The following is a 20,136-nucleotide window of genomic DNA, read 5'->3' on the forward strand; positions in this document are numbered from 1 at the left end:
CCAGAGAGGCATACAAGGGTAGAGGGAGACAAAACGCAGTATTAAACTGTGTAAATCGTTGTCTTCAATTACACAACACCCTTGAAAAAGGGTGTTTTTTTCATGAAAATGGAGGCGGATCTGCAATGATAAGAAATTTAGTATCAATTAAGGATATGCATAAAGATGAGATTCTGTTAATATTAATGCAAGCGAAAAAATTTGCTCAAGGAGAAAATTGGCATCCAGGAGAACAAACTTTCATCGCTAATTTGTTTTTCGAAGCAAGCACACGTACAAAAACAAGCTTTGAAGTAGCGGAAAGAAAGCTCGGTCTTGAAGTCGTTCCTTTTGAAGCAGGAAGCTCAAGTGTGTTGAAAGGGGAAACCTTATATGATACCGTTCGCACCCTTGAATCAATTGGTGTCAATGCCGTGGTGATCCGTCATGAAGAAGAGGCATACTATCAGCAATTAATAGATAAGGTAAACATTCCAGTCGTTAATGCAGGCGATGGCTGCGGACAACATCCAACTCAATGCTTGTTAGATCTATTTACGATTCAACAAGAATTTGGCCGCTTTGAAGGCTTGAAAGTAGGAATTGTTGGAGATGTTCGTCACAGCCGAGTTGCGAGATCGAATGCAGAGGCTTTAAGAAAGCTAGGTGCAGAAGTACGCTTCTCAGGCCCATTAGAGTGGTTTGAACAAGAATATTTAGAGGCAGGACAATTTACAGAGTTAGATCAACTCGTAGAAGAAGTAGATGTTCTCATGCTACTGAGAATTCAACATGAGCGTCATGGTAGCGAAGCCGCGATGACAAAAGAGCAATATCATCAAATGTATGGATTAACGGTTGAGCGTGAGCGAAGAATGAAACAAGGAAGCATTATTATGCATCCGGCACCAGTCAATCGTGATGTGGAAATTGCAGATTGTCTAGTTGAATGTGAACGCTCTAGAATTTTTAAACAAATGGAAAATGGCGTGTATGTCAGAATGGCTGTGTTAAAACAAGTGTTGGAAGGGAGAATGTCAAATGAACTGGCTAATCAAAAATGGAAATATTCTTGCTGATAATGGAGAAATGATTAAGCAAGATATTCGTATTCAAGAAGGAAAAATCGTAGAGATGGGTGATCAACTCTCGGAAAACGGTGAGAATGTATTTGAAGCGGATGGTCAATTAATTGTTCCTGGATTAATCGATTTACATGTTCATTTGCGTGAGCCAGGAGGGGAGCATAAAGAAACGATTGAAACAGGTACATTGGCAGCAGCAAAAGGTGGATTTACAACGATTGCACCAATGCCAAATACTCGTCCCGTACCCGATACAGTCGAGCACTTAACGGCTTTAAATAAACGCATTGAAGAAACGGCGCATGTTCGAGTCCTTCCATATGCATCAATTACGATTAGAGAAGCAGGAAAAGAATTAACTGATTTTAACAGCTTAAAACAAGCAGGTGCCTTCGCTTTTACCGATGATGGTGTCGGAGTTCAAGAAGCGGGTATGATGTACGAAGCAATGAAGCAAGCAGCAGCTATTGATAAGGCGGTTGTTGCCCATTGTGAAGATAATTCCTTAATCTATGGCGGAGCCGTTCATGAGGGAACATTTGCCGAAAAAAATAACATCCCTGGTATTCCTTCCATTTGTGAAGCAGTACATATTGCAAGAGATGTACTGATTGCAGAAGCAGCAAACTGTCATTATCACGTTTGTCATATCAGCACAAAGGAATCCGTAAGAACTGTTAGAGATGCGAAAAAAGCAGGCATTAAAGTAACAGCTGAGGTAACACCGCATCATTTGTTGCTTTGCGATGAGGACATTCCCGAGATTGATACAAACTATAAAATGAACCCACCTCTAAGAGGAAAAGCGGATCAACAAGCTTTATTGGAAGGATTATTCGATGGCACGATTGATTTTATCGCTACTGATCATGCCCCACATACAGCGGAAGAAAAAGCGGCAAACATTAAATCAGCACCATTTGGGATCGTTGGTCTAGAAACAGCCTTCCCGCTATTGTACACAAACTTAGTAAAAAAAGAGGTCGTCACCTTAAAGCAGTTAGTAGACTGGATGACAATCAAACCGGCAGAAGCGTTTGACCTTCCATACGGAAAAATAGAAATTGGAGCGATCGCAGATTTAGCGATGATCGATTTAACTACTGAAAAAGAAATTAACCCTGATGAATTTGCATCAAAAGGTAAAAATACACCATTTGCTGGCTGGACATGCAACGGTTGGCCGACAGCGACATTTTTAGAAGGAAAAATTGTTTGGCAGGAAGGAAAGGTGCAAGCATGAAAAAACAATTAATTTTGGAAGATGGAACAGTCTTTATCGGAAAAGGTTTCGGAAGCGATAAAGATACGACTGGAGAAATCGTCTTTACAACAGGAATGACAGGCTATCAAGAAGTTCTTTCAGACCCTTCCTACTGTGGACAAATTGTCACATTTACTTACCCGCTAGTTGGTAATTATGGAATTAATCGCGATGATTTCGAAACCATTCAACCAGCAGTAAAAGGATTAATTGTGAAAGAAGCAGCGGATTACCCATCTAATTTCCGGAGTGAAGTTACGTTAGATGAGTATTTAAAAATGAAAAACATCCCAGCAATTGCTGGGATTGATACAAGAAAATTGACTAGAATCATTCGTCAACACGGAACATTAAAAGGTGCGATCGTTTCGATAGAAGAAGATGCACAAGAGATCATTCACCGACTACAGGCGACTGTATTCCCAACTAATCAAGTTGCGCAAGTATCTACGAAATCCGCTTACCCGAGTCCGGGACGCGGCTATCGTGTGGTGTTGATTGACTTTGGTATGAAGCATGGTATTTTGCGCGAGCTAAACAAACGTGATTGTGATGTGATAGTAGTTCCGCATGATACAACAGCAGAAGAGATCCTGCAATTTAATCCAGATGGCATTATGCTTTCCAATGGACCTGGGGATCCGAAAGATGTTCCACATGCAATTGAAACGATAAGAGGCTTAATTGGAAAAGTACCAATCTTCGGAATCTGTCTTGGGCACCAATTGTTTGCCCTAGCTTCTGGAGCAGATACATTCAAACTAAAGTTCGGTCATCGTGGATCAAACCATCCGGTGAAAGATTTAGAAACAGGAAAAACAGCTTTAACTTCTCAAAATCATGGCTATGCCGTGAGTGAAGAGTCGATTGCACAAACAGCATTAAAAGTCACACATGTAGCTTTAAATGATGGAACCATTGAAGGTTTAGCTCATAAAGAATTCCCAGCATTCTCTGTTCAGTATCATCCAGAAGCCTCTCCAGGACCAGAGGATGATAACCAACTATTTGATCGATTTATCAACATGATGAAAGCAAACGCAGGAAAGGAGCTTCAAAATGCCTAAACGTACAGATATTAAAAGCATTTTAGTAATCGGGTCTGGCCCAATTGTCATTGGTCAGGCAGCAGAATTTGATTATGCCGGCACACAAGCGTGTCTTGCCCTTAAAGAGGAAGGGTACCGAGTAATTTTGGTCAACTCCAATCCAGCTACCATCATGACGGATACGGAAATTGCGGATGCTGTCTATATTGAACCAATCACACTTGAATTTGTTAGCCGCATTATTCAAAAAGAACGTCCAGATGCTCTTTTACCGACATTAGGAGGGCAAACAGGCTTAAACATGGCCGTTGAACTAGCGAAAGCGGGCGTGCTGGAAGAGTATGGAGTGCAAATTTTAGGAACGAAATTGTCAGCGATCGAGCAAGCGGAGGATCGTGATTTATTCCGCCAACTGATGAACGATCTGAATGAACCTGTTCCTGAAAGTGAAATTATTCATACACTCGAAGAAGCGTATGCTTTTGTTGAGCAAATTGGCTATCCGGTGATTGTCCGTCCAGCTTACACGCTTGGAGGAACAGGCGGAGGGATTTGTACGAATGAAGAAGAATTAATTGAAATCGTAACAAGCGGATTGAAATACAGCCCGGTGACGCAATGCTTACTCGAAAAAAGTATTGCCGGCTTTAAAGAAATCGAATATGAAGTAATGCGTGACTCTAATGACAATGCGATCGTCGTTTGTAATATGGAAAACATCGATCCGGTTGGTATCCACACGGGAGACTCGATCGTTGTCGCACCTAGCCAAACGCTAAGTGATCGCGAATATCAAATGCTTAGAAATTGCTCTTTAAAAATTATTCGTGCCCTTGGTATTGAAGGTGGATGTAATGTTCAGTTAGCCCTCGATCCGCATAGCTTCCAATATTACATTATCGAAGTTAACCCGCGTGTGAGTCGTTCATCTGCTCTAGCATCCAAAGCAACAGGCTATCCGATTGCTAAGCTTGCTGCTAAGATTGCAGTAGGTTTAACATTAGACGAGATGAAAAATCCGGTGACGGGAAAAACTTACGCTTGCTTTGAGCCAGCACTTGACTATATCGTATCTAAAATTCCAAGATGGCCATTTGATAAATTTGAATCGGCTAACCGTACACTTGGTACGCAAATGAAAGCGACGGGAGAAGTCATGGCAATTGGCCGTACGCTTGAAGAATCTTTATTAAAAGCTGTTCGTTCTCTTGAAAGCGGCGTGTATCATCTTGAACTTGACGAAATTAAAGAGATGGATGATGCGATGATCGAAAAACGTATTAGAAAAGCTGGAGATGAGCGTCTCTTCTATATTGGTGAAGCTTTACGCCGCGGCGTGACGATCGAAACGATCCATGATTGGAGCCAAATTGATCTCTTCTTCTTACAGAAGTTCGCGAATATTGTGGAATTTGAAAAAGATGTGCAAGCACAGCCGTTTAACGCAGAAGTAGCAAAGACAGCAAAAGAAATGGGCTTTGCTGACTGCACGATTGCTAAATCATGGGGCATCAGTGAGAAGGAAGTTTATGACTGGCGCAAAGAAAATGGCATCATCCCAGTTTTCAAAATGGTAGACACTTGTGCGGCAGAATTTGAATCTGCTACACCATATTATTACGGTACGTATGAAGAAGAAAATGAATCGATTGTCACTGATCGTAAAAGTGTCATCGTCCTAGGCTCTGGCCCGATTCGTATCGGTCAAGGGGTAGAATTTGACTATGCAACTGTACACTCTGTCTGGGCGATTAAAGAAGCAGGATATGAAGCGATCATCGTCAATAATAACCCGGAGACGGTTTCAACAGATTTCAGTATTTCTGATAAATTATACTTTGAGCCGTTAACAGTTGAAGATGTTATGCACATCATTGATTTGGAACAACCAGAAGGTGTCGTTGTCCAATTCGGTGGTCAAACGGCGATTAACCTTGCGGAAAAACTAGTGGAGCACGGCGTGAAAATTTTAGGTACAAGCCTTGAGGATTTAGACCGTGCGGAAAACCGTGATAAGTTTGAGCAAACTTTGCAAACACTTGGTGTTCCACAACCGCTTGGAAAAACAGCCTTCTCTGTAGAAACAGCTGTCAAAATTGCTGATAAGATTGGCTATCCAGTGCTTGTTCGTCCATCTTATGTACTAGGCGGACGCGCGATGGAAATCGTGTATAAAGAAGCGGAACTGTTGCAATATATGGAAAATGCTGTGAAAATAAATCCGGACCATCCAGTACTGATTGACCGCTACTTAACAGGTAAAGAAATCGAAGTAGATGCAATTTCTGATGGAACAGATGTAGTCATTCCAGGAATCATGGAGCATATTGAACGCGCAGGAGTTCACTCAGGGGATTCAATCGCAGTCTATCCTCCACAGCAATTGACGCAAGATCAAAAAGACAAGATCATCGACTATACAATTAAGCTAGCTAAAGGATTAAACATTGTTGGATTGTTAAATATCCAATATGTTGTGTCAAAAGGTGATGTGTTTGTCCTTGAGGTAAATCCGCGCTCAAGCCGTACAGTGCCATTCTTGAGTAAAATTACGAATGTGCCAATGGCGAATCTAGCAACGAAAGCGATCCTTGGGCATTCATTGAAAGAAATGGGTTACTCCACTGGATTAGTGAAGGAAGAAAAAGGGGTATTCGTGAAAGTTCCTGTCTTCTCGTTTGCGAAGCTACGTCGTGTAGATACAACGCTCGGCCCTGAAATGAAATCAACTGGTGAAGTTATGGGGAAAGATGCCACTTTAGCAAAAGCTCTTTATAAAGGGTTAGTTGCTTCAGGCATCAAAATCCCAACAAAAGGAGCTGTCTTAATGACAGTGGCTGATAAGGATAAAGAAGAAGCTTTGGCATTAGCAAAGCGATTCCATAACATTGGCTATCGACTGTTAGCTACACAAGGAACAGCACAATCGTTAAGTGAGGCAAATATTCCTGTTGAAACAGTAGCGAAAATTGGAGCGAAAGGACCAGATATGCTAGACATTATTCGCTCTGGTCAAGCTCAGTTTGTGATTAATACATTAACAAAAGGAAAGCAGCCAGCTCGTGACGGATTCCGAATTCGCCGTGAAACAGTAGAGAATGGCATTCCTTGCTTAACTTCATTAGATACAGCAGAAGCGATCTTGCTTGTACTTGAATCCATGATTTTCTCTGCAGAGGCGATGCCTAAATCAGAATTTTCTTCTGAAACTGAGGCGGTGCTTTCATGATTAAGAAGGAATGGATGACAGTTATTTCCCAAGAACAGATTACTAAGCATATATATGAGCTCACTCTTCAAGGTGAGCTTGTAAATGAGATGAACGAACCAGGCCGGTTCGTTCATCTTAAAGTAAGCAACCAAATGATGCCGCTGTTAAGACGTCCGATCTCCATTGCTAACATTGATCAAGAAAAGCAACAGTTTACGATGATTTATCGAGCAGAAGGAGAAGGAACGAAATTATTAGCAGAAAAAAAAGCAGGCGATGCGGTTGATGTGCTTGGCCCGCTTGGACATGGATTCCCTGTAGAGGAAGCTAAATCAGGTGAAACGGCTATTTTAGTCGGTGGCGGTATTGGAGTTCCGCCGCTTTACGAACTATCTAAGAGATTAAACGCTCAAGGAGTCAAAACGATTCATGTGCTGGGCTTTCAAGATAAAGAAACGGCTTTTTATATGGACCAGTTTTCTCAACTAGGCGACACGTATGCGGCAACGGTGGATGGATCACTTGGAACGAAAGGTTTCGTTACAGATGTGATTAAGGAACATAACTTGACGGCAGATATTTTATATTCCTGCGGTCCGATCCCCATGTTAAAAGCATTAGAAGCCTTACAACTGACGAAAAAAGGATTTATCTCGTTAGAGGAACGGATGGGGTGTGGCATTGGCGCTTGCTTTGCTTGCGTGTGTCATCCGCAAAGCGATCCAACAGGTGCCGAGTATCGTAAAGTATGCAGTGATGGACCAGTATTTCCTATCGGGGAGGTGGCTTTATGAGTAGATTGAACATAGAACTTCCGGGATTAACATTAAAAAATCCAATCATGCCAGCCTCAGGTTGCTTCGGCTTCGGTCGTGAATATGGCCAGCTTTATGATTTAAGTGAGCTAGGAGCGATCATGATTAAAGCGACGACAGAGGAGCCGAGGTTTGGGAATCCCACGCCACGGGTTGCAGAAACTCCGGCTGGAATGCTTAATGCGATTGGTTTACAAAATCCTGGATTAGAAAAGGTCATCGAGAATGAACTGTCTTGGTTATCTCAATTTGATGTGCCAATTATTGCGAACGTAGCGGGCTCTCAAGTAGATGACTATGTGGAAGTAGCGAAAAACATTTCGAAAGTGGAAAATGTACACGCACTAGAACTAAACATCTCTTGCCCGAACGTAAAAACAGGTGGTATTGCTTTCGGTACAATTCCCGAAACAGCGAAAGAACTAACGAAGAAAGTAAAAGAAGTATCAGAAGTCCCTGTCTATGTGAAGCTTTCTCCTAATGTAACAAATATCGTTGAAATGGCGAAAGCGGTGGAAGACGGCGGTGCCGATGGATTAACGATGATTAACACATTGATCGGCATGCGAATTGATATTAAAACAGGCAAACCGATTATCGCTAATCGAACAGGCGGATTATCTGGACCAGCGATTAAACCGGTAGCCATTCGAATGATCTACGAAGTAAGCCAGCAGACGAATCTCCCAATCATTGGAATGGGTGGAATTTCAACCGTGGAAGATATTATCGAATTTTTCTACGCAGGTGCGGATGCAGTTGCGATCGGCACAGCCAATTTTGTAGATCCGTTTATTTGCCCAAATCTGATTGCAGAGCTTGATCAATTTTTACAAAATAACGACATTGATCATATTAGTGAATTAACGGGAAGGAGCTGGAGTGAAAGTGGAAAAAGAACCAATCATTGCTCTTGATTTTCCAACTTGGCAAGAAACCGAACCTTTTTTACAGCCTTTTGAAAATGAATCTTTATTTGTCAAAGTAGGAATGGAGCTTTACTTACAAAACGGACCTTCTATCGTAGAAAATTTAAAAAAGATGAATCATCGAATCTTTTTAGATTTAAAACTACATGATATCCCCAACACGGTTCAACAGGCGATGAAGGGATTGGCTGGGCTTGGAGTGGATATGATTAATGTCCATGCAGCAGGTGGTCAAAAAATGATGGCGGCTGCTCGTGAAGGCTTGGAGCAAGGTACTTCTGGACAACGCCCAATCTTACTCGCGGTCACTCAATTGACGTCGACATCAGAAGAACAAATGCAAACGGAACAACTTATACCGGTTTCTTTAGAAGAATCGGTGCTTCATTATGCCAAATTAACGAAAGCGGCAGGGTGTGATGGAGTCGTTTGTTCTGTTCATGAAGCAGCAAAAATTAGCGAGGTGTGCGGGACGGAGTTTTTAAAAGTTACACCGGGCATTCGCATGAAAGAAGACGACGCGAACGATCAGAAGCGTGTAGCGGACCCGCAACTCGCAAGAACGCTTGGTTCTTCCATGATCGTTGTTGGTCGTTCAATTACAAAAGCGGAACAACCGCTTGTAGCTTATCAAAAAGTCAAGCAGTTATGGGGAGGAATGTAGCATGTTGAATAAACAAATTGCAGAAAAATTATTAGAAATTAAGGCGGTATTTTTACAACCAAATGAACCTTTTACATGGTCTTCAGGTATTAAATCTCCCATTTACTGTGATAATCGTTTAACGCTATCTTATCCAGAAGTAAGAAAGACGATTGCGAGTGGTCTTGTTTCATTAATTAAAGAACATTATCCAGAGGCAGAATTAATTGCAGGCACGGCTACTGCAGGTATTCCTCATGCCGCTTGGGTGAGCGATTTAATGGATCTTCCGATGTGTTATGTACGCTCAAAAGCGAAAGGACATGGAAAAGGGAACCAAATTGAGGGGAAAGCAGAACCAGGAACGAAAGTAGTCGTTGTCGAAGATTTGATTTCCACTGGCGGAAGTGCTGTAACAGCTGTCGAAGCTTTACGTGAAGCGGGCTGTGATGTACTCGGAATCGTATCAATTTTTACATACGAATTAGAGGCTGGAAAAGAAAAATTAGCAGCAGCTAATGTCTCTTCCCACAGTTTAAGTGAGTACTCCACTTTAATCGGAGTAGCGGCAGAGAAGCAATACGTACAAGAAAGCGATCTTGAAACATTACGTAAGTGGCAGGAAAACCCTAGCAGCTGGAACTAATATAGCCGATAAAAAAAGCGTTCTTCCATTAGGAAGACGCTTTTTTTATCGGTTCTTACAAGAATCGACTCATTTTGTTTCTTTCATCTTTAACACGAGGTCTTCATTTGGTGTGACATAGACGGTTTGTTGATTATCATAAATGACAAAACCTGGTTTGGCGCCATTTGGTTTTTTGACATGTCTCACCTTTGTGAAGTCCACTGGAACGGAGCTAGAATCCTTTGCTTTACTAAAAAAGGCCGCGAGATTAGCCGCTTCTAAAATAGTTTGATCAGATGGCTCTTCACTGCGTATGACGACATGGGAACCGGGAATATCTTTCGTATGCAGCCAAATTTCATCTCGGCGAGCGAATTTATTTGTTAAATAATCGTTTTGTTTATTATTTTTTCCGACATACAGAAGGGTGCCGTCACTTGCTGTAAATGCTTCAATATCAGGCTTTTTATTGGCTGTCTTTTTCTTTTTTGTCGCTTTTAATTTGATATATCCTTCTTCGGCTAACTCTTCTCGCATTTCTTCAATGTCTTTTGGCGAAGCGGATTCGATTTGCTGGAGCAGGCTATCAAAGTAACGGATTTCCTCATGTGTTTTTTCAATTTGCTCCTGTACAACTAATAGAGCATTTTTCGCTTTTTGATATTTAGAGAAATATTTTTGGGCATTTTCAGAAGGTGTTTTTCTTGGGTCGAGTGGAATGATGATTGTTCCACCTTCTTCATCGTAGTAATTGATCACCTCAACTTCTGTCATTCCCTTTTTTACCGCATATAAATGAGCCGTCAATAACTCTCCGATCAGTTGAAAATGATCAGCGTTTTCTGCCTCTTCAAGCGTATGTTTCAGCTTGCCTAATTTTGTTTCGTTTTTTTCTTTTTCATTTTTAATGAATCGTTCAAGGTCCGTTGCTTGCTGTTTCACTCGATCACGTGCCGCTTTTCCTACATAATAGCGGTCAAGCAACTCGCTCAAGGTGGCGAATCGTTTTCTTTCTCCCTCTAGATGAGGCAAGTCTTTCATATAAAAAAATGATTTTTGTTCTTGTTCGATGAATATGGGTGCATATCGATGTTGTTTGATTGCCGACATTTCGTTAACAAACGCACCTGGGAGTGTTTCTCGATTGGCCATTCCGCATGTCAATACAATGTCTTTCGCTATAATAGGGGACAGGCCAGCGAAGTTAGACACAAGCTGACGATCAAGGCGCCCGCTATTAAAGTCTATTTTTCGTAACACTTCTTCTGCATCCGCTTCTAATGGATTGGCTTTATTTTGAGCAGGAGGGGCGATGTACTCATAGCCAGGCAAAATTGAACGATAGCTATTTACAGCTGCTGATATATGTTTAATGCTGTCGATAATGGTTCCTTTTTGCTTGTCTACCAGTACAATATTGCTGTGTCGTCCCATAATTTCTACAAACAGCTGTTTATATGAGAGATCCCCAATCTCATTTTTGCCTTTGAACTCAAAAATAAGTAATCGATCCAACCCTACTTGTTGAATATCTCCTAATACCGCTCCTTCTAAATGCTTTCTCATCATCATACAAAAAAGTGGGGGCTCTTGCGGGTTTTCATAGGCTTCATTTGTGAGCTGTACGCGTGCATAGCTAGGGTGGGCAGACAATAATAGTTTATGGTTTCTGCCTTTTGCACGAATCACTAATACAGTTTCATTTTTATATGGTTGATGAATTTTATTGACACGGCCGCCTTGCAGCTGTTCCAATAATTCTTTTGTAATTGCTCTTGTAAATAAACCATCAAATGACATAGGCTGTCTTCCTTTTCTTCATATAAATTTCCTTCTTTAAAAAACTTACTCAAATCATATCATGTTTTTGCGTTTCACTGAATAATCTTGCTATGAGAAGGACAAGTTTGTTCGCTAAAGGGAGTGAGTAGATGAATTTTCATCAGCTGAAACATGAGGAGGTTGAGAGCCAGCTTCAAACTAGCGTTCAGCGCGGATTAACAGAAGAAGAGGTCGTAAAAAGGAGGAAGCATTCTGGGTTTAATGAATTACAAGAGGCCAAGCTTCCTTCTGCTTGGCTTGTTTTCTTCCAGCAATTCAATGATTTTATGGTGTTTGTGTTAGTGGCAGCGACTGTTATATCAGCGATAATGGGTGAATATATTGATTCGATCGCAATCTTGGCGATCATTTTTATTAATGGAGTATTAGGCTTTTTGCAGGAAAGAAAAGCAGAAAAGTCACTCCAAGCGTTAAAGGAATTATCCGCTCCTCAAGCACTTGTTTTGAGAAATAATGAGTGGAGAAAAATACCCTCAAAAGACATTGTTCCTGGTGATATTTTGAAATTTTCTGCTGGTGACCGGATTGGAGCCGATGTCAGACTGCTTGAAGCGGTGAATTTAGAAATTGAAGAATCCTCGATGACTGGAGAATCCGTCCCTGTTGAAAAGCATGCCTCACCAATGAAAGGGGAAGCTGTTGCCCTTGCTGATTTAAAAAATATGGCGTTTATGGGGACGCTGATCACACGTGGAAATGGGATTGGCGTTGTAACGGCAGTTGGAATGAAAACAGCGATGGGGAATATTGCTACGATGTTGCAGCAAGCTGGAAAAACAGAAACCCCACTTCAGCGCCGACTAGAACAACTTGGGAAGTATTTAATTGTCGCAGCACTTCTCTTAACGATGCTTGTTGTCATCCTTGGAGTTTGGCAAGGTCATGAGTTATATACGATGTTATTGGCTGGTGTCTCTTTAGCGGTAGCGGCGATCCCAGAAGGATTGCCTGCGATCGTGACCGTTGCATTATCTCTAGGGGTTCAACGAATGATCAAACAAAAAGCGATTGTCCGAAAGTTATCTGCTGTTGAGACATTAGGATGTACGACGATTATTTGTTCAGATAAGACAGGGACGATGACGCAAAACCAAATGACGGTGACAGATGTTTGGAGCGGCGGAAAGCATTGGCTTGTCAGCGGAAAAGGCTATGAACCTCAAGGCAAATTTTTTGAAGACCAGCGGGAAGTTCAACCGTCTTCTGAAAAAAGTTTATATCAATTACTGACATTCGGGCTTTTGTGTAATCATGCAGAAATAAAGGAAAAGGAGAAAGAGTATGTCGTTCAAGGCGACCCGACAGAAGGAGCGTTAGTGACCGCTGCCTTAAAAGCAGGATTACATCGGGAGAATCTCTTTGCTCAGTTTGTTATTGAAGAGGAGATTCCGTTTGATTCCACGAGAAAAATGATGACCGTGGTTGTAAAGGATACAAAAGGGCAACGGTTTGCGGTGACGAAGGGAGCACCGGATGTATTAATGCGCCACAGTCATTATATTTTGTGGGATGAACAAAAACAGTTATTTACAAAAGATTATCGCGATCAGACAGAAGCAATGATGGCGTCATTAGCTTCTCGAGCACTTCGCATGATTGCTATTGCCTATAAACCACTTTCTTCACTAAACAACAAAGGAAAAACGGTAGAAGACGGTCTGACGCTTATCGGGTTGCAAGGAATGATCGATCCTCCACGTAAAGAAGTGAAGCAAGCTATCGCTGAATGCAAGCAAGCTGGAATCAAAACGGTGATGATTACTGGAGATCACGCTCAAACAGCGGCCGCGATTGCCTATGATTTAGGAATTGCAAAGGATGCATCAAAAATATTAGATGGACAGGCGTTAAGTCAAATGACCGATGTCGAACTGGCGAATGCCGCAGAAAAGACGACCGTATATGCAAGGGTCTCTCCAGAAGATAAGCTAAAAATAGTAAAAGCACTTCAGAAAAACGGACATCTTGTGGCGATGACGGGCGATGGGGTCAATGATGCACCAGCTATTAAAGCGGCTGATATCGGCATATCAATGGGGATTACCGGAACAGATGTGGCAAAAGAAGCGTCTTCCTTAGTATTAGCGGATGATCATTTTGCGACGATTAAAGCAGCCGTTGAAGAAGGAAGAAGCATATATGAAAACATTCGAAAATTTATTCGTTATTTACTAGCTTCAAATGTAGGGGAAATATTAGTGATGTTATTTGCGATGATCTTAGCCCTTCCGCTGCCTTTAGTACCGATTCAAATACTATGGGTCAATTTAGTAACAGATGGTTTACCAGCGTTAGCGCTAGGACTTGACCGCCCAGAAGAAAATGTGATGAAGCGGCCGCCGAGGCATCCGAAAGAGGGAGTATTTGCAAGAGGGCTGGGATGGAAGATTATTTCCCGAGGTTTTTTAATAGGTGCCGTGACATTAATTGCTTTTATGATCACGTTAAAAGAACATCCAGATCATCTGGCTTATGCCCAAACTGTTGCTTTTGCCACGCTAGTGACCGCACAGCTTATACACGTATTTGACTGTAGGAGTGAGTATTCCATTCTAGCTAGAAATCCGTTTGGAAATGTACATTTAATTGCTGCTGTCCTTTCATCTTTTTTATTGATGGTCGCTGTTATTTACGTGCCAAGCTTACAGCCTATTTTTCACACGGTGCCGTTAGAAATGAGAGCATGGTTACTTGTAGTAGGAATGTCAGCCATCCCGACATTTTTATTAGCAGGTTCATTTTTTGCAAGAAAAAGCCGATAAAATATGGTACAATGAAAAAGGTAGTAGAGTAGTCTCTATTGCCTTTTATTTTTTTGATGGGAAGTGAGTAGTTGATGGTTAAAAGCATGACAGGTTTTGGCAGAAGTAAACTTAAATCAGCTGATCATGTGATAACGGTAGAAATGAAGTCGGTTAACCACCGCTTCAGTGAAGTTCAAATACGAATGCCCAGACAATTAATGAAAATTGAAGATAAAATAAAGAAAGAATTGGCACAATACATACATAGAGGTCGAGTTGAACTATTTATTACCATTGATGGAGAGGGATTTATTCATCGGAAACTTCATGTAGATTGGAAGTTAATAGAAGAGTATATTCAACTGATGGAGGAAGTCTCGGCTAAGTATCAACTCGCAGGCCAGCCAGAATTAAAAGATTTGCTACAGCGTCCGGATTTCATTACAATCGAGGAGAATGAAGAAGAGAACATTGTGATGGAGCGGCTTGTTCTGGAAGCGGTTAAGCAGGCTGTTGAACATCTTCATGAAATGAGGCAAGTTGAAGGGTGCGAATTAAAGAAGGATTTAATCCGTCTATTAGCAAGCCTTGAACAAAGGCTCGACGAAGTGAAACAATTCGCACCATTGGTGGTACAGTCGTATCGTCAACGACTTGAACGAAGGTTAACAGAACTGACAACAACTCCATTTGATAAAGATCGAATATTAACAGAGACAGCGATTTTTGCCGAGAAATCAGATATTCATGAGGAGTGTATTCGGCTCCACAGTCATATTCAGCAATTTCATCAGACGCTTGAATTGACAGAGCCCATCGGTCGTAAACTCGACTTTATGATTCAGGAGATGAATCGAGAAGTGAATACAATGGGTTCAAAAGCCAATGATTCAACGATTAGTTCCGCTGTTGTTGAACTCAAAACAACTCTTGAAAAAATGAGGGAACAAGTTCAAAATATCGAATAACGTCAGAGCAAGCTGTGAAGCTATAGTTTGGGGGAAGTTTATGTCCATTCGATTGATCAATATTGGTTTTGGAAACATTGTTTCTGCCAATCGAATTATTTCCATTGTCAGTCCAGAATCTGCACCGATTAAACGGCTAGTGCAAGAGGCAAGAGATCGCGGAACATTAATAGATGCTACGTATGGAAGAAGAACAAGAGCGGTAATCATGATGGATAGTGATCATGTTATTTTATCCGCTGTTCAGCCAGAAACGGTCGCTCAGCGAATCGTTTCGAAAGAGGAAGAGCCAGAAGAAGGGTAGGGAACGTCATGAAAGAAAAAGGGTTGCTGATTGTCTTGTCAGGACCTTCAGGTGTGGGGAAAGGAACAGTCAGAAAAGAGATTTTTTCACAGTCTAATTTAAACTTTGAATATTCAATCTCAATGACCACTCGTGCTCCCCGCGAAGGAGAAGTAGATGGGGTGGATTATTTCTTTAAGTCGAGAGAGGAGTTTGAACAGCTAATCTCTGAAGGAAAGTTGCTTGAATATGCTGAGTTCGTTGGCAATTATTATGGAACGCCGGTTGACTATGTGCGTGAGACGTTAGATGCTGGGAAAGATATTTTCTTAGAAATTGAAGTGCAAGGGGCTAAACAAGTTCGTGAAAAGTTTCCGGAAGGTTTGTTTATTTTCTTAGCACCGCCAAGTCTTTCCGTTCTTCATAGCCGAATTACGAATCGCGGTACAGAAAGTGAGGAAGTCATTCAAGGACGCATGGAGAAAGCTCGCAAGGAAATTGAAATGATGGAGCTTTATGATTATGTCGTTGAAAATGATGAAGTAGAAAAGGCGTGCAGTCGCATTCAATCAATTATTGTTGCTGAACATTGTCGCCTTGAGCGAGTGCAGCACCGTTACAAAAAAATGTTGGAGAGTGAATAATATGTTATACCCATCAATTGATAATCTTTTAACTAAAATTGATTCAAAATATTCGTTAGTCAGTGTGGCGGCTAAACGTGCCCGTAGCCTGCAAGAAAATAGCTCTACTCAAATGCTCGATTCTTATGTTTCTCACAAATTTGTAGGGAGAGCGTTAGAAGAAATTTATGCTGATAAATTGTCTATGAAAGAAAAGGATGTAAACGAAACATACTCTGACGAAGTTTAATGTAAACCAAACGAAGAGGGTGTCCCTTAAGTGCCTGGCTTCTCCACTTTTAAGCTGAACATATAGTGATTTCATAAACTATATATGGCGGTGGAGGTGCCTGGCTCTTTGCTTTTGGGACACCTTATTTTTTCATTTGAACATGTTTATGAATCATATGGGACCGATCCTTTCGATAACTGGAGGTTTTTTTATGTTAAATGGAAAGAAAATATTATTATGTGTGACCGGAGGAATTGCGGTTTATAAAGCAGCAGCTTTAACAAGCAAATTGACTCAGGCTGGGGCTTTAGTAAAGGTTCTTATGTCTTCTTCTGCTCAGAAATTTGTTACACCTCTTACATTTCAAGCATTATCTCGACATGATGTCTATACAGATACATTTGATGAAAAACAGCCAGAAGTCATTGCTCATATTGATTTAGCAGACTGGGCAGATTTAGTTTTAGTGGCACCGGCTACAGCGAATATGATTGGGAAGCTAGCGAATGGCTTGGCAGATGAGATGATTTCTACAACGATTATTGCCTCAACGGCTCCTGTTTGGATTGCTCCAGCAATGAATGTTCATATGTATGATCATCCCGCTGTCAAACGTAATATTGACACGTTAGCTAGTTTTGGTTACCAATTTGTTGAACCGAGCGAAGGGTATCTTGCTTGCGGTTATGTGGGGAAAGGACGTCTTGAAGAACCAGAGAGAATAGTTGCCTTAATGGACCAATTTTTTTATAAGAAAAATAGTCAGCCTTTAAAAGGGAAGAATGTGATGATCACAGCTGGGCCGACGAGAGAAGCGGTTGATCCCGTTCGTTTTTTAACGAATCATTCATCAGGAAAGATGGGCTATGCTCTGGCAGAAGCGGCTAGAGAGTTAGGAGCGAATGTGGAGTTAATTTCTGGGCCAGTTTCTCTTCCAAGGCCAACAGGGGTTCAATTCACTCAAATTCAAAGTGCAGAAGAGATGTATCAAGCCGTAATGAAGAAGTTCGATGCCGCAGATATTGTGATTAAAACGGCGGCGGTGGCCGATTACCGTCCAAAAATCGTTCATTCTGACAAAATGAAGAAAAAAGAAGGCGATCTCGTCCTTGAAATGGAGCGAACAAAAGATATTTTAAAAACATTAGGGCAAGAGAAAACTCATCAATTGCTGATTGGGTTTGCTGCTGAAACAGATCGCGTAGAAGAATATGCGAAGCGGAAGCTTGAAACGAAAAACGCGGACATGATCGTGGCCAACAATGTGAAAGCAGTAGGGGCTGGCTTTGGTGGTGAAACAAACATTATTACCATTTACAAAAAAGATGGCTCGAAAAAAGCTTTTGACTTGATGACGAAAAAAGAGGCAGCCTATGAGATTTTGACAGAGGCGGTTGCTGAATTAACAAAGGGTGAGATCGAATGCAAGTAGCGAGCGTCATCGTCGACGTAGCAGCTATGCAAACGGATCGTTCATTTGATTATTTAATTCCAGATAAATGGTCCGGTATGATCGCACCGGGTATGAGAGTCATTGTCCCTTTTGGACCGAGAAGCATTCAAGGCTTTGTGACAGAAGTAAAGAGTCGATCGGAAGTTGAAAAGTTGAAACCATTGATCGAACCGATGGATTTATTGCCGGTTTTAAATGCAGAACTATTGTCGCTCGCGGATTGGCTAACTGAAACGACGTTATGTTTTAAAATATCTGCCTATCAAGCGATGTTGCCAGCAGCTATGAAAGCTAAATATGAAAAAGTGTTTCGTTTGATCGATGGGAAAACACCATCAACGAAAGAAATAGCAGAGCTATTTCAAAATCGAACAGAGATTTTATGGGAAGAAGTGGCGAAGTTAGGGCTGCTTACTGTTTTTCGCCAAGAAGTGAAAGCCAATCGAATCGAGTTAGTGTATAAAGTGAAAAGTAAAGGAAACAAAAAAATGATCCGCATGATTGGCTGTGCGCTCCCGGCTAATCAAAGTAAAGAATATATAGAGCAGCTGCCGGCGAATGCACTGAAACAAAAGCTTGTTCTAGAGTATTTAGTCAAGCAGACATCTAAATTTGTATCGGCGAAAGAAGCCATGGAGGCAAGCGGTGCTTCGAGTGCGACGTTAAAGAGTTTAATTGAAAAGGGTCTCATAGTAGAAACGAAGCAGGAAATGTATAGGGATCCTTATGAAAATCGGGAGTTTCAAAAAACAGAACCATTACCGTTAACAGAATTACAAGAGAAAGCGATCATTCCCATTCTGCAATCGATTGAACAAGAACAGCATGAAACATTTTTACTGTATGGAGTTACCGGCAGTGGAAAAACTGAAATCTACTTGCAGTCGATTCAAAAAGTGCTGAAAATAGGGAAGGAAGCGATTGTGTTAGTTCCAGAAATATCTCTAACTCCACAAATGGTTCACCGTTTTAAAGGCCGCTTTGGTGATGATGTAGCGGTATTACATAGCGGCTTATCGATCGGAGAGAAGTATGATGAGTGGAGAAAAATACAGCGCAAGGAAGTGAAAGTGGTCGTAGGTGCTCGTTCGGCCATTTTTGCTCCTTTTGAAAACCTTGGAATTATTATTATTGATGAAGAGCATGAAACGAGTTATAAACAAGAGGAAAATCCACGTTATCATGCAAGGGAAACAGCGATCAAGCGAGCGCAACACTATAATTGCCCGGTTATTTTAGGTAGTGCCACTCCTGCGTTAGAAAGTTTTGCTCGAGCGCAAAAGGGTGTATACAAACTTCTTACTTTATCAAAACGTATGAATGATCAAGCATTGCCGGACGTTGAAATTGTCGATATGCGAGAAGAATTGAGAGACGGGAATCGTTCGATGTTTTCTCGTGCTTTATTTGAAAAGCTAGAGGATCGGCTGAAAAAAGGAGAACAGACGGTCTTGTTTTTGAATAGACGAGGTCATTCTTCCTTTATTATGTGTAGAGATTGTGGATATGTATCTGGTTGTCCGCATTGTGATATTTCGTTAACGTACCATCGCTATAGCCATCAAATGAAATGCCATTATTGTGGGTATGAGGAGCCTGTTCCACACGCATGTCCGGAATGCAACAGTGAGCATATACGCTATTTTGGTACGGGAACACAAAAAGTTGAAGAAGAGCTTGGGAAATTATTACCCTATGCGAAAGTGGTCAGGATGGATGTTGATACAACGAGCAAAAAAGGCGCCCATGAAAAGCTTCTTCGTCAATTTGAAGAGGGGAAAGCGGATATTTTATTAGGAACACAAATGATTGCTAAAGGGTTGGATTTTCCTAATATTACGCTTGTTGGTGTCCTTACTGCTGATACTATGCTTCATATTCCTGATTTTCGCTCGTCAGAAAAGACGTTTCAATTGTTGACGCAAGTTAGTGGACGTGCTGGGCGCCATGAGCTTCAAGGGGAAGTCGTCATTCAAACGTATACCCCGGAGCATTACAGTATTCAACTTGCTGGAGAGCAGGATTACGATCAATTTTATCAACAGGAAATGATGATTCGAAAGATGGGACATTACCCACCTTTTTATTTTTTAGCCTTAGTGACAGTTAGTCATTATGATGTGATTACAGCTTCATCTATTACGGAAAAGATTACGAATTATTTGCGATCCCATTTGTCTAAATCAGCGATTATTCTGGGGCCGGTAGCCTCGCCAATTCCGCGGATCAATGATAGATATCGCTATCAATGTTTGATAAAATACAAACGGGAACCGAAACTAAATGAAGGATTAAAAACGATATTGGAGCATTACACAAAACAACATAAAGATAAGCATTTACAAGTAGCTATAGATGTCAATCCATTTATTATGATGTAAAGTGAAA

Annotated in this window: 16 protein-coding genes; 15 read left to right on the forward strand and 1 reads right to left on the reverse strand. The window is 41.3% G+C overall.

Annotated features, from left to right (window positions below; all coding sequences use genetic code 11):
- Positions 1 to 128: 128 nt before the first annotated feature.
- The 8 genes from WDJ61_RS06485 to pyrE are packed head-to-tail and all read left to right on the forward strand — an operon-like array spanning position 129 to position 9,621.
- Positions 129 to 1,058, forward strand: coding sequence for an aspartate carbamoyltransferase catalytic subunit (locus WDJ61_RS06485; RefSeq protein WP_338754727.1), 930 nt, complete (start codon positions 129 to 131; stop codon positions 1,056 to 1,058).
- Positions 1,021 to 2,307, forward strand: a complete 1,287-nt coding sequence (locus WDJ61_RS06490; protein ID WP_338753930.1) for a dihydroorotase — start codon at positions 1,021 to 1,023, stop codon at positions 2,305 to 2,307. The genes WDJ61_RS06485 and WDJ61_RS06490 overlap by 38 nt, the downstream gene beginning before the upstream one ends.
- A complete protein-coding gene (locus WDJ61_RS06495) occupies positions 2,304 to 3,395 on the forward strand; it encodes a carbamoyl phosphate synthase small subunit (protein ID WP_338753931.1) in 1,092 nt (363 codons plus the stop codon). The genes WDJ61_RS06490 and WDJ61_RS06495 overlap by 4 nt, the downstream gene beginning before the upstream one ends.
- Positions 3,388 to 6,606: a carbamoyl-phosphate synthase large subunit gene (gene carB, locus WDJ61_RS06500; RefSeq protein ID WP_338753932.1), complete on the forward strand. Its 3,219-nt coding sequence runs from the start codon at positions 3,388 to 3,390 to the stop codon at positions 6,604 to 6,606. Before WDJ61_RS06495 ends, carB begins: the two co-directional genes overlap by 8 nt.
- Positions 6,603 to 7,382, forward strand: a complete 780-nt coding sequence (locus WDJ61_RS06505; protein ID WP_338753933.1) for a dihydroorotate dehydrogenase electron transfer subunit — start codon at positions 6,603 to 6,605, stop codon at positions 7,380 to 7,382. Before carB ends, WDJ61_RS06505 begins: the two co-directional genes overlap by 4 nt.
- The gene (locus tag WDJ61_RS06510) at positions 7,379 to 8,320 is read left to right on the forward strand and encodes a dihydroorotate dehydrogenase (protein ID WP_338753934.1); all 942 of its coding nucleotides are present in this window, start codon (positions 7,379 to 7,381) and stop codon (positions 8,318 to 8,320) included. Before WDJ61_RS06505 ends, WDJ61_RS06510 begins: the two co-directional genes overlap by 4 nt.
- Entirely contained in the window at positions 8,292 to 8,996 is a 705-nt protein-coding gene (pyrF, locus tag WDJ61_RS06515; protein ID WP_338754728.1) for an orotidine-5'-phosphate decarboxylase, read from the forward strand. Before WDJ61_RS06510 ends, pyrF begins: the two co-directional genes overlap by 29 nt.
- A gap of 4 nt (positions 8,997 to 9,000) precedes the next feature.
- Positions 9,001 to 9,621: an orotate phosphoribosyltransferase gene (gene pyrE, locus WDJ61_RS06520; RefSeq protein WP_338754729.1), complete on the forward strand. Its 621-nt coding sequence runs from the start codon at positions 9,001 to 9,003 to the stop codon at positions 9,619 to 9,621.
- A 69-nt stretch (positions 9,622 to 9,690) separates the two neighbouring features.
- On the opposite strand, the gene WDJ61_RS06525 is transcribed toward pyrE, so the two are convergent.
- Entirely contained in the window at positions 9,691 to 11,403 is a 1,713-nt protein-coding gene (locus tag WDJ61_RS06525) for an NFACT family protein (RefSeq protein WP_338753935.1), read from the reverse strand.
- A gap of 131 nt (positions 11,404 to 11,534) precedes the next feature.
- Between WDJ61_RS06525 and WDJ61_RS06530 the strand changes: the two genes are divergently transcribed.
- The 7 genes from WDJ61_RS06530 to priA all read left to right on the forward strand — a co-directional run bounded on the left by WDJ61_RS06530 (position 11,535) and on the right by priA (position 20,129).
- Positions 11,535 to 14,207: a cation-translocating P-type ATPase gene (locus WDJ61_RS06530; protein WP_338753936.1), complete on the forward strand. Its 2,673-nt coding sequence runs from the start codon at positions 11,535 to 11,537 to the stop codon at positions 14,205 to 14,207.
- 74 nt (positions 14,208 to 14,281) lie between these two features.
- Entirely contained in the window at positions 14,282 to 15,157 is an 876-nt protein-coding gene (locus WDJ61_RS06535; RefSeq protein ID WP_338754730.1) for a YicC/YloC family endoribonuclease, read from the forward strand.
- Positions 15,158 to 15,197: 40 nt separating this feature from the next.
- The gene (gene remA / locus WDJ61_RS06540; RefSeq protein ID WP_338753937.1) at positions 15,198 to 15,461 is read left to right on the forward strand and encodes an extracellular matrix/biofilm regulator RemA; all 264 of its coding nucleotides are present in this window, start codon (positions 15,198 to 15,200) and stop codon (positions 15,459 to 15,461) included.
- 8 nt (positions 15,462 to 15,469) lie between these two features.
- On the forward strand, positions 15,470 to 16,084 hold the full coding sequence (gmk, locus tag WDJ61_RS06545) for a guanylate kinase (RefSeq protein ID WP_338753939.1): 615 nt from the start codon (positions 15,470 to 15,472) through the stop codon (positions 16,082 to 16,084).
- Position 16,085: 1 nt separating this feature from the next.
- The gene (gene rpoZ, locus WDJ61_RS06550; protein WP_338753940.1) at positions 16,086 to 16,313 is read left to right on the forward strand and encodes a DNA-directed RNA polymerase subunit omega; all 228 of its coding nucleotides are present in this window, start codon (positions 16,086 to 16,088) and stop codon (positions 16,311 to 16,313) included.
- 193 nt (positions 16,314 to 16,506) lie between these two features.
- Positions 16,507 to 17,727: a bifunctional phosphopantothenoylcysteine decarboxylase/phosphopantothenate--cysteine ligase CoaBC gene (coaBC, locus tag WDJ61_RS06555; protein ID WP_338753942.1), complete on the forward strand. Its 1,221-nt coding sequence runs from the start codon at positions 16,507 to 16,509 to the stop codon at positions 17,725 to 17,727.
- Complete coding sequence (gene priA, locus WDJ61_RS06560) at positions 17,718 to 20,129, forward strand: primosomal protein N' (protein WP_338753943.1); 2,412 nt, start codon at positions 17,718 to 17,720, stop codon at positions 20,127 to 20,129. Before coaBC ends, priA begins: the two co-directional genes overlap by 10 nt.
- Positions 20,130 to 20,136 lie beyond the last annotated feature (7 nt).

The sequence above is a fragment of the Bacillus sp. FJAT-52991 genome, from assembly GCF_037201805.1.
In the GTDB taxonomy this organism is placed as follows: Bacteria; Bacillota; Bacilli; order Bacillales; family Domibacillaceae; genus Bacillus_CE; species Bacillus_CE kandeliae.